Source organism: Streptomyces sp. NPDC043908 (assembly GCF_056435525.1).
Map to the genome: position 1 here is coordinate 49,807 of NZ_JBWKEI010000025.1, position 7,042 is coordinate 56,848.

Annotated in this window: 4 protein-coding genes and 1 pseudogene; 2 read left to right on the forward strand and 3 right to left on the reverse strand. The window is 69.8% G+C overall.

The window, feature by feature from the left end; translation table 11 throughout:
* Window position 1: 1 nt before the first annotated feature.
* Window positions 2-3,460 carry a DNA polymerase III subunit alpha gene (locus AC069K_RS34295; RefSeq protein ID WP_478622621.1) on the reverse strand — a complete coding sequence of 1,153 codons (3,459 nt, stop codon included), beginning with the start codon at window positions 3,458-3,460 and terminating at the stop codon, window positions 2-4.
* Window positions 3,461-3,733: 273 nt separating this feature from the next.
* On the opposite strand from AC069K_RS34295, the gene ku reads away from it, so the two are divergent.
* Window positions 3,734-4,669: a non-homologous end joining protein Ku gene (ku, locus tag AC069K_RS34300; RefSeq protein WP_478622623.1), complete on the forward strand. Its 936-nt coding sequence runs from the start codon at window positions 3,734-3,736 to the stop codon at window positions 4,667-4,669.
* Window positions 4,670-4,965: 296 nt separating this feature from the next.
* Here the strand turns inward: ku and AC069K_RS34305 are convergent.
* Window positions 4,966-5,154, reverse strand: a pseudogene (locus AC069K_RS34305) (NF041680 family putative transposase); the annotation flags it as partial.
* A gap of 133 nt (window positions 5,155-5,287) precedes the next feature.
* Window positions 5,288-5,827, reverse strand: coding sequence for a CbrC family protein (locus AC069K_RS34310; protein WP_478622625.1), 540 nt, complete (start codon window positions 5,825-5,827; stop codon window positions 5,288-5,290).
* A 101-nt stretch (window positions 5,828-5,928) separates the two neighbouring features.
* Here AC069K_RS34310 and AC069K_RS34315 point away from each other — a divergent pair, with 101 nt between their 5' ends.
* Complete coding sequence (locus AC069K_RS34315; RefSeq protein ID WP_478622627.1) at window positions 5,929-6,948, forward strand: C40 family peptidase; 1,020 nt, start codon at window positions 5,929-5,931, stop codon at window positions 6,946-6,948.
* Window positions 6,949-7,042 lie beyond the last annotated feature (94 nt).

A 7,042-nucleotide genomic window follows, 5' to 3' on the forward strand; every position in this document is an offset into this window, starting at 1 on the left:
TTCACCCCGCACTTCCTTGACTTTGGTGGCCGAGGCGGCGCAGGTCGGCCGAGCGGGTGCCGGCGGGCTGGAGGTCGGCCCACGCGCTGAGCCTGGCTCCGGCAGTGCCGTTGGCGAGAGTGCGCTGCGGGGCCGGGGCCGGCTGGGCGGGGGTGGGGTGTGCGGCGGGCTGTCCGAGCAGGCGCAGCGCGGCTTCAGGTCCGTGGTCGCGGCGGGCGGTGGCGAGCTCGTCCAGGTTCCAGGCCATGGAGGCGACCACCGTGCGGCGCGGCCCGCGCTTTTCGACCGTGCCGCGGACCAGGAGCAGGCCGGAGTGGAAGACGGTGTAGGCGCAGTCGGCGTGGCTGTCGTCGAAGAATGCGACATCAACCAGACCGGTGCCGTCTTCGAGGGTGACGAAGATGACCCGGCGCCCCGAGGGGATGGGCGGAGTCTGCGTCGAGGCGCGCACCCCGGCAACCAAGACGCTCTGCCCCGGGTGCAGGGCCTGGAGGTGGACGGCGTCGGTCGCGCCGATCTCCCGCAGCAGCCGGTGATGGTCCTCCATCAGATGGCGGGAGACATCGATGGAGAGCACATCCAGTTCGGCCCCCAGCGCCTCGCGGGCGGTCATCTCGGGCAGGCCGCTGGGCTCCGCGACCGGCGGGGCCTGGTCGAGGGGGAGCTGGCCGGTGCGTTGGCGGCCGCGGGTCTGGCGGTGCAGTTCGGTGATCTGCAGCAGCAGGTCGCGGCGGGTGATCCGGCCCTCGCCGGGCGCGCGCAGGGTGTCCAGGGCGCCGATCTCGATGAGGCGTTCGGCGGTGGGGCGGGCGGGGTGGGCGCGTTGCCACAGGTCCTGCAGGCTTGTGTAGGGCTGGCCGGCGGCGATGCGGGTGACGTCGTCCTCCCGGATGCCCTTGACCGCGGCGAGCGACAGCCGCACCCCCCACGTGCCGTTGGGGAGCTGTTCGATGATGTGGGCGGGGCGGGAGCGGTTGATGTCGACGGGCAGGACGGGCACGCCGTGACGGCGGGCGTCAGCAACGATCACCCGCTGCGGCCACATTCCCGGGTCGTGCTCCAGCAAGCCGGCATAGAGAGCGGCGGGGTGGTGGGCCTTGAGCCAGGCGCTCTGCAGGGCGGGCACGGCGAACGCGACGGCGTGGGCCCGGCAGAAGCCGTACGCCCCGAAACTCGCAATCACCTCCCACGCCCGCGTGAGCATCTCGGGCTCATAACCGCGTGCTGAGGCTTCGGTGTGGAACCAGGCTTCCACCTTGGGCAGGCGGTCCGGGTCCGCCAGGGCGCGGCGGGCGATCTCTGCCAGGGCGCGGTCGCAGCCGGTCAGGACGGCGAAGGTGTCGATGATCTGCTCGTGCCAGATGGTCACCCCGTAGGTGTCCGACAGGACAGGCTCGAGGTCGGGGTGGAGATAGGCGGGCGGGGCTCCGTGGCGGGCGGCGATGTAGGCCGCGGGCATGCCGCCGGCCACCGGCCCGGGCCGGAACAGGGAGATGTCGGCGATCACGTCCTGGACATCGCGCGGCTGCAGACGGCCCAGCAGGTCCTGCTGGCCCGGCGATTCGAGCTGGAACATGCCGATCGTGTCGGAGGCCTGGAGCAGTTTGAACGCCCAGAAGTCATCGAGGGGCACCTGGGCCGGGTCGTCCAGGTCGATGCGGGTGCCGGTGGTGCGCTGGATCTCGGTGACCGCGTGCGCCATCGCCGACTGCATCCGCACCCCCAGCACATCCAGCTTGAGCAGCCCGAGGTCTTCGACGTCTTCCTTGTCGGCCTGCACCATCGGGTAGCCGCCCGGGGTGGGCTGCACCGGCAGGCGGTCCAGCAGGCTGCGGTCGCTGAGGATCACCCCGCACGGATGCATCGCGATGCCCCGCGGCAGGGAGTCCAGCCCCGCCGCGAGCTCCCACAGAGGCCCGAACCGCCCCGCCTCACCCGCCAACGGCTGCAGCTCCGGCAGCTCGTTGAGGGCGGCGGGGATGTCGGCGGCGCGGATGTGGGGAAACGACTTCGCGATCCGGTCCACCTCGCCGGGTGCGATGCCCAGGGCCATGCCGGTATCGCGCAGCGCGTGCCTAGCCCGGTAGGTCTCCGGCATCCCGGTCACCGCGACGCGCTCCGCCCCGAACCGCTTGATGATCGCGTCGTAGACCTCCAGGCGCCGGGCAGACTCCACATCGATATCGATGTCCGGCAGCGACCGGCGCCGCACCGAGACGAACCGCTCAAACAGCAGCCGATGATCCAGCGGGTTCGCGGTGGCGATATGCAGCGCGTGGTTGACCATCGACCCCGCCCCCGAGCCGCGCGCGGCCACCCGGATGCCCATCTCCCGCACGTCCGCGACGACCTGGGCCACCGACAGGAAATACGCCTCGAACCCGAGCCGGCCGATCACCTCCAACTCCTCCTGAAGCCGGCCCACTGCCCGGGCGTCACGGTCCAGGCCACGGCGCACCATGCCCGCCTCGCAGCGCTCGCGCAGCAGCCGCGCCGCACCACCCGCCTCCCGTGAGGCGCCAACGGCCTCCGGCTCGGGAAAATGCGCACGCCCCAGCCCCAGATCCGCCACTGGATCCACCACGCACTGCTCCGCCGTAGCCACCGTGTCCGCCAGCAGCCGCCCCGCGCGCCCTGCCCCGGCACCGGCGGCCCGGGCGATCTGCTCAGCTGCCTCGCGCATCTGCGCGGGGTCTTTGAGCCAGCGCTCGCCACAGTCCAGACGGCGAGGGTCAATGGGGCGCAGGAGCCGCGCGGCGTCCAGCACGTCGGCCAGGCGGTGCTGGCCAGCATCGGCGTAGCGCACGGCATTGGTCAGCACCGCCGTGATACCCAGCCGGTCGGCGAGCTGCAGGGTGCGCGCCGCCAGCCGCAGAGACCCCGGCCCCGTCCCCGACAATCCGTACCAGAGCACCTCCAGCCGCAGAGAGCTACCGGCCAGCTCCCGCCACGGAGCAATCAGCCGCTCCGCGAGATCAGGACGCCCCGCGGACAGGGCGCGCACCGGTTCCGACGCCGGACCCAGCAGCACCGTCACGTCCTCGTCCAGGTACCTGCGCAGCACCGGCCAGGACACCACCGGCGGCCCGCCCGCCGCGTCCGCATGGGCAGCGGAGACCACACGGCACAGACGCGACCAGCCGCCCAGGTTCTGCGCCAGCAGGGTGACCCGCAGCGGCGCCTCCTCCACGTACGCACCGCCGCGCACCGGCGTCCGACGCCGCACCGGCTCCGAATCGACGACCGGTGCCACCGCCACATCAACGCCGAAAACCGGCCGCACACCATGGGCGGCGCACGCCTTCGCGAAACGCACGATCCCTGTGACCGTGTCCCGGTCCGTCAGCGCCAGCACGGTCATTCCCCACTCTGCTGCTCGCTTGACCAGGGCATCTGGGTGGGAGGCGCCGTAGCGGGCGGAGTATCCGGAGGCGTTGTGGAGGTGCACGAACCGGTCCATCACACACCTCCTGCCTTCCTCGCCCCCTTATGCACCATCTGTCCCAGTGGCTGGATATCCACCATAGCTCAGATCTTCAAACATGCGTTCGAACAAAATGTGCGGGGCGTCGGGCGCATCGGGGTCGAGGCGAACTGCGGCGGCAGGGTGCACTGACAAGGCGCGTCCGGCGCGATCTCCGTGGGCAAGCCGTGGGTCTGCCTCCAGGTGCCTGTGGATCTGCACCGTTTTAGGCTGGTTGCCTGTTCAAGGGGGGCAGTCTGGGAGGTGTGGATGCCTCGGCCTGTCTGGTCCGGCGCGATCTCGTTTGGCCTGGTCACCATTCCGATCAAGGTGCTGCCCGCGACGGAGAACCACAACATCAACTTCCACATGGTCCATGTGGAGGACATGGGCCGGGTGCGGACCCGGAAGGTGTGCGAGCTCGACGGGAAGGTCCTGGACCAGGACGAGATCGGCAAGGGCTACGAGGTCGCGAAAGACACGATCGTGCAGATCACGGACGCCGAACTTGACGCGATGCCCCTGCCTACTGCAAAGGCCATTGAGATCGTCGCGTTCGTCCCGGCCGAGTCCATCGACCCGGTCCAGGTCGGGGCCGGCTACTACCTGGCCTCCGACGGGCAGGTCGCCGCGAAGCCCTACACCCTGCTCAGGCAGGCGCTGGAGCGCAGCGCGAAAGTCGCGGTCGCCAAATTTGCCTGGCACGGCCGCGAGCGCCTGGGCCTGCTCCGGGTGAAGGAAGACGCCATTGTCTTGCATGCGATGCGCTGGGACGATGAGATCCGGGATCCCCGCGACGTCACGGTCCCGGCCGCGGAGGTCTCCGCAGCGGAGGTCGAGGCCGCGATCCAGCTGCTGGAAACGATGGCCCAGGAGGACATCAACGATTACCGCGACCGCTACCGCGACGCGGTGGAGGAGATGATCGCGGCGAAGTCTGAGCACCGCATGCCGAAGCCCGTCGAACCGGAAGGCCCGCAGCCCTCCGGGAAGGTCGTCGACCTGATGGCAGCCCTGAACGCCTCCGTCGAAGCCGCCAAGGCCAGCCGCGGCGAGACGGGTGACGAAGCCAGCGTCCACGAGCTCCCCGCAAAGCGCACGACAAAGAAAACCGCCGCCAAGAAGCAGGCTCCGGGCAACGCAGCTACGGCCTCGAAGAAGACGGCTGCGAAGAAGACAGCCGGGCGCAAACCGAAGAGTGCCTAGCCAGGCATCATCCCCCGCACCTCCCGAGCCAGGGGGCGCCGTCGGTGCGCAGGCGTCAACCCGAGGCCAGGCAGTGGCCCCGTTCCGGTGTTCTCCGGCCGGCGGCCACCCTAGCGCGGTGGCTGTCGCCAGACTCGCGATCGTGATCGCTCCGAACCACTCGGGCGCCGCCCCCCGAGGACCTCCCCGACGGGGCGGCCCGGATGACAGCTGGCACTGGCCGCGTTCGCTTCTCGCTCGTGCGGTGGGTCCTCGCCCCGCGCACCACGTGGCAGGCGCGCCGCCTGGCCGCCGATGCCGTGCCCGCGCCGGTGTTCGGCCAGCAGTGTCAGGTCGACCGGCGAGGTCACCGGGCCGTCCTCGCAGAGCATCGCGTCGCACAGCTCGAACAGCGTGTCGCCGCGTGCGGTCAGGTACGCGTACAGGTCCTCCCGGAAGTGTGACGCGAAGTCGAACGCGTCCCGCCGGGCATCGTGATCCAGCACACTCACCTCTGCGGCCCTTGTATGAGCGTTATTCCGTGGCGGAACGCATGCTCATACGAAGGCCGTCTACCTGCCCCGAAAACTTCCTGGTGAGTGACACCGTTCGGGATGCCGTTCGACTCGCCGGCAGGGCCTACGTGAAGTCGGAGTAGGCGAGGTGGGTTGCGCAGACCCGGCACCGGAAGAGATACGCCAACGCCTCGCCGTCCTTGTCCAGCGAGCCGAGGAAGTGCTCAACCTGGTTCGACGGCCAGCCCCAGCCGTTGGCCTCCCGTCGCAGCATCTCCAGTGCCTCCGGAAAGGCAGCGAGTTCGGCGGCTCCGGCCACGCCGAGGAACGCGGCGCCATCGCCACAGTGGAAGAACCACTGGGGCTCTTGCCACGCGACGAAACCCGGAGTGTGCCGGTCGACCGCCGCGAAGACCTCAAGGGGCACGTCGTCGCCCAGGCACCTTCCCGCCGTGAAATGAGCGTCGAACCGTTCCGCAGCACTGCCGTCCGCAATGCACCACGGACACAGCCGCCCCCCAAGCTCCTCGGCCGCGTAGACCGGGCCTCTGTAGACATACCCGCGTTCTCGACGGCAGCAGCTACAGGCCGTGCCAGAAGGCGCGATCACGCCCGTGGCGACGGGGTCAGGGTGGTACGGGAACTCGGGAAGCAGCTCAGTCACAACCCATAACCGTAACAACCGACACGATGACGGCCAGCGTCACGGGCTGTGGACAACAAACTCAGGCGTCGGCTTGGCTGGGCCCAGGAAACGTTCAGGCGATGGCCCCGCAGTTCAGCGCGGCGGGACAAGCGGACGACGTGGACGCCGCTCAAGTCGCCCAGCAGGTACGGCAAGTCCTGGCCGGGGCCCCCACCGACATCCACGTGGCAGGCCTGTCGGTACCGGCCGAACAGATCCCCAACGCGAAGGTCATCGTCGCCACCGGAGTCCAGCTGGGCATCCCCGCCCGCGGCCAGGTCATCGCGCTGGCAACCGCCCTGCAGGAATCGGACCTGCGCAACCTGCCGGGCGGCGACCGCGATTCTCCGGGCCTCTTCCAGCAACGCCCCTCTCAGGGATGGGGGAGCCGCGAGCAGATCCTCAACCCCGTCTACGCCGCCACGCGCTTCTACCGGGCACTGAAGTCGGTGACCGGCTGGGAGCAGATGCCCTTGACCGTTGCCGCACAGAAAGTCCAGAAGTCCGGCTTCCCCGATGCCTACGCGAGACACGAACCGCTCGCCACTGCCCTGCAGCAGGCGATCGCGCCGGCTCTCGGCACCGCGGGCATGACTTCGGTCCTACCCGCCATGGCGGGAGACGGCAGCTGCGCCGCCACGGCGGCCACCAGTTACGAGGCCATGCCGCCCGGCACCGTTCCGGCCGCCGGCTACCAGATCCCTGCCACCGCGCCTCTACCCGTTCAGCAGGCCATCCGCTGGGCGCTCGCCCAGCGCGGCACCCCCTACCAGTGGGGTGGCTCGTGCACCAACCCCCACGGCAGCGACCCCAGCGGCCGGTGCGACTGCTCCTCCCTCATGCAACGCGCTTACGGCGTCGTCGGCATCCAGCTCACCCGCACCACCTACACCCAGGTCGGCGAAGGAGTCCCCGTGCCGCTGTCCGTCATCCAGCCCGGCGACCTGCTCTTCAGCGCCGGCAGCGCCACCAGCCCGGAGCACGTCGCCATGGCCATCGGGAACGGTCTGCTCGTACACGCTCCCCGACCCGGCCGCGTCGTTGAGGTCGCCAAAGTAGAGGGACATGGAACCCTGGTCGTGCGACGGGTGGTTCCCTAAGTGGCTCTAACAAAAGTGGTTTGATCATGTGACTGTCAGCTTGATCGCTCGTTGATGTGGTCATGGGGAAGCGTCAGTCGAAGCCGTGGATCGT

Excerpts from the sequence above, each read along its gene's own strand:
- AC069K_RS34295 (WP_478622621.1), bottom strand. The coding sequence starts at position 3,460 with ATGGACCGGTTCGTGCACCTCCACAACGCCTCCGGATACTCCGCCCGC.
- ku (WP_478622623.1), top strand. The coding sequence starts at position 3,734 with ATGCCTCGGCCTGTCTGGTCCGGCGCGATCTCGTTTGGCCTGGTCACC.
- AC069K_RS34315 (WP_478622627.1), top strand. The coding sequence starts at position 5,929 with ATGGCCCCGCAGTTCAGCGCGGCGGGACAAGCGGACGACGTGGACGCC.